Annotated in this window: 4 protein-coding genes and 1 tRNA gene; 4 read left to right on the top strand and 1 reads right to left on the bottom strand. The window is 33.9% G+C overall.

The annotated features are described in order from the left end of the window. A partial coding sequence (locus J7K39_08050) for a DUF368 domain-containing protein (GenBank protein MCD6179842.1) occupies window positions 1–981 on the top strand: 981 nt, incomplete at its 5' end. 39 nt (window positions 982–1,020) lie between these two features. Here J7K39_08050 and trxB read toward each other — a convergent pair. After that, a complete protein-coding gene (gene trxB, locus J7K39_08055) occupies window positions 1,021–1,965 on the bottom strand; it encodes a thioredoxin-disulfide reductase (GenBank protein MCD6179843.1) in 945 nt (314 codons plus the stop codon). 160 nt (window positions 1,966–2,125) lie between these two features. On the opposite strand from trxB, the gene J7K39_08060 reads away from it, so the two are divergent. From J7K39_08060 to J7K39_08070, 3 genes are all read left to right on the top strand, one after another. Beyond that, a complete protein-coding gene (locus tag J7K39_08060; GenBank protein ID MCD6179844.1) occupies window positions 2,126–2,461 on the top strand; it encodes a thioredoxin family protein in 336 nt (111 codons plus the stop codon). Window positions 2,462–2,833: 372 nt separating this feature from the next. Then, window positions 2,834–3,082: a GIY-YIG nuclease family protein gene (locus J7K39_08065; protein MCD6179845.1), complete on the top strand. Its 249-nt coding sequence runs from the start codon at window positions 2,834–2,836 to the stop codon at window positions 3,080–3,082. 73 nt (window positions 3,083–3,155) lie between these two features. Then, window positions 3,156–3,230: transfer RNA gene (locus tag J7K39_08070), tRNA-Pro, on the top strand. Window position 3,231 lies beyond the last annotated feature (1 nt).

Here is a 3,231-nt window from a genome sequence, read left to right on the forward strand (position 1 = left end):
AAAGGAGTAGCAATGGGTGCTGCAAATAAGGTGCCTGGTGTATCGGGTGGAACTGTTGCATTTGTAACCGGTTTTTATGAAGAATTGATTTACTCTTTGCAAAAAATAAACAGAAAGGCATTAATGCTTTTAATAAATAAAAGATTCAGAGGGTTTTACCAGTATGTAAATGGTCGTTTTTTATTGTTAGTTTTTGCCGGAAGCACCTTTAGTTATTTTAGTGTTTCCAAAGTACTTGATTATTTTATAAAACATTTTGAATTACTTGTCTGGAGTCTTTTTTTTGGTATGATCTTGGGTTCGATCTATTATATTGCAAAAGACTTTAAAGATTGGAATCGAAAAAATATCATTACTATAATAATTGGTGTGGGAATTGGTATTGCTATAAGCTTTATGAGTCCGGCGAAGGAAAATGATAACCTTTGGTTTGTCTTTTTCTGTGGAATTATAGGTGTTACCGGGATGACTTTACCTGGATTATCGGGATCATTTATATTGATTTTAATGGGTAATTATGTGTTGCTTTTAGTAGATTCTGTAAATGAATTATATAAAATAATTACTGATATTTTTACCTGGAACTTTGATTTTATTCATGATCCTGTTCGAATACGTTATTTAAAGATCATTTCAAGTTTTACTTTGGGTTCTGTTTTCGGATTGGTAGTTACTTCACATATTCTTGGGTTTTTATTAAAGCACTGGCATCAAACTATAACAGCGCTGATCATTGGTTTTATTGCTGGTTCTTTAGGGATAGTATGGCCATGGAAAGAAGCCATCTATAAATCCGAAAACGGAAAGGTTTTGGTGGATAGTTTAGGTAATAGTGTAATAGAGAATTACCGTAGATATATGCCAAGTTTAAATGAAGCTACAACCTGGCAGGCTATAGGTTTTATAATTTTAGGAATTATAATTTTACTGGTTTTAGAATGGTATGGGAATAAAAATAAAAAACCCTCTTTAAGTAAATAAAGAAGGTTTTGATTTTATTTTGTCTTGCAAAGAATTTTATTATAATGCGCCTAAATATCTTTCTGCATCAAGAGCAGCCATACAACCTGTTCCAGCAGCGGTAATGGCTTGGCGGTATTCTTTATCCTGAACATCGCCTGCGGCAAATACTCCTGGCAGATTTGTTTTGGTTGATTTTCCTTTGGTAATTAAGTAACCCACTTCATCCATTTCTAAAACATCTTGAAAAATTTCGGTATTTGGTTTGTGTCCGATTGCTATAAATAAACCAGTTACATCAATAACTTGTTTTTTCTGTGTTTGGTTATTTACAACTCTAACACCTTCCACAACTTTATCACCTAATACTTCATCAAGTTCTGTATGGAACATCACTTCAATATTCTTCGTTTTCTGAACTCGATGTTGCATTGCTTTTGAAGCACGCATATAGTCTTTACGAACCAATATGGTTACTTTGTTACAAATATTTGATAAATAAGTTGCTTCTTCAGCAGCAGTATCACCGGCACCAATTACCACAACATCTTGCCCTTTATAGAAGAATCCGTCACATGTAGCGCAGGCAGAAACACCACCTCCAATTAATCTTTGTTCACTTTCCAATCCTAAATATTTGGCAGTTGCACCAGTAGAAATAATAACAGTTTCTGCTTCAATTTCTTTAGAAGCATCTACAGTAACTTTATGAATTCCACCAACTTTACTACTTAAATTAACTGCAGTAATAACTCCAAATCTAACTTCGGTACCAAAACGTTCGGCTTGTTTTTTAAAATCTTCCATCATTGCAGTTCCGTCAGATCCTTCAGGGTAACCTGGAAAATTATCCACTTCAGTAGTAGTTGTTAATTGTCCGCCCATTTCCATCCCTGTATATATTACAGGTTTTAGATCAGCTCTAGCTGCATAAATTCCTGCAGTATAACCTGCAGGACCAGAACCAATAATCAAACATTTTATTCTTTCTATTGTATCACTCATTTTTATTGTTTTTTATTTGTTGAGCAAAAATAATTAATTATTGACTTTAATTCTAGTTTTAGGTATTTTTTTTCTTAATAGGGATATAATAAAAAATAATAGTTTAAAATGAGCAGTGAAACTTTCAGTTTTGTATTTTTGCGCTATTAAAAAAATAGAAATGGAATTTAATACTGTTACCACTATAGAAGAATTTAAAGAAACTCTTAATAAAAATATGGGAGTATTGTTTTATTTTTCAACCATAAGCTGCAATGTAGGTGAAGCTTTAGAACCTAAAGTGTTAGATTTATTAGAGAATAATTTCCCAAAGATTCCATTTTGTTTTGTTGATATGAATGTTTCTCCTGAAGTTTCAGCAAAAAACAGTGTCTTTGTGGAGCCCACGATTTTAGTGTTTTTTGAGGGGAAGGAAACCATAAGAAAGAGTAGGATTATTAGTATTTCTGAATTATCAAACGCAATTTCAAGGATATATAAATTAGCCTTTGAATAATTTACTTTTTTACTTGTCAAAGTAAGAATTAGTTTTATATTTGCACACCGAAAATTGATACAAACTAATATTCAAATTTAGTTCTTTAAATAGTGAAATTCTTTAATATTTGTATTAAGAATAGGCTTCCGCTAATAGTGGGATTAGTTAACTAACAATTAAAATACACTTTGAAAGTTATTTTAATTTTCACTAACAATTCGGGGTGTAGCCCCGCAACAAGTGCGGGATAAACTCCGCCCGGAACCGGTCTACTAAGACTAATTCCACAAAGATAGCCAATTCGGGGTGTAGCGTAGCCCGGTTATCGCGCCTCGTTTGGGACGAGGAGGTCGTCACGCTTTGAGGCGTGACCACCCAGACAAAATTAATATGGAATATGTAGTTTACATATTGTATAGTGAAAAAAGGTTACAATATTATGTTGGACAGACACATAATATTGATAAAAGGTTTAAAAGACATAATAATGGATTTGTACCTTCAACCAAAAGTGGTTTGCCATGGGAATTAATTTCAACTTTTGAGGTTGAAAATAGATCCAAAGCAATGAAATTAGAAAAAAGAATTAAAAAAAGAGGAATCGAAAGGTTTCTTAAAGATAGCCAATTCGGGGTGTAGCCCCGCAACAAGTGCGGGATAAACTCCGCCCGGAATCGGTTTACTAAGACTAATTCCACAAAGATAGCCAATTCGGGGTGTAGCGTAGCCCGGTTATCGCGCCTCGTTTGGGACGAGGAGGTCGCAGGTTCGAATCCTGCCACCCCGAC

Source organism: Bacteroidales bacterium (assembly GCA_021157585.1).
In the GTDB taxonomy this organism is placed as follows: Bacteria; Bacteroidota; Bacteroidia; order Bacteroidales; family UBA12170; genus UBA12170.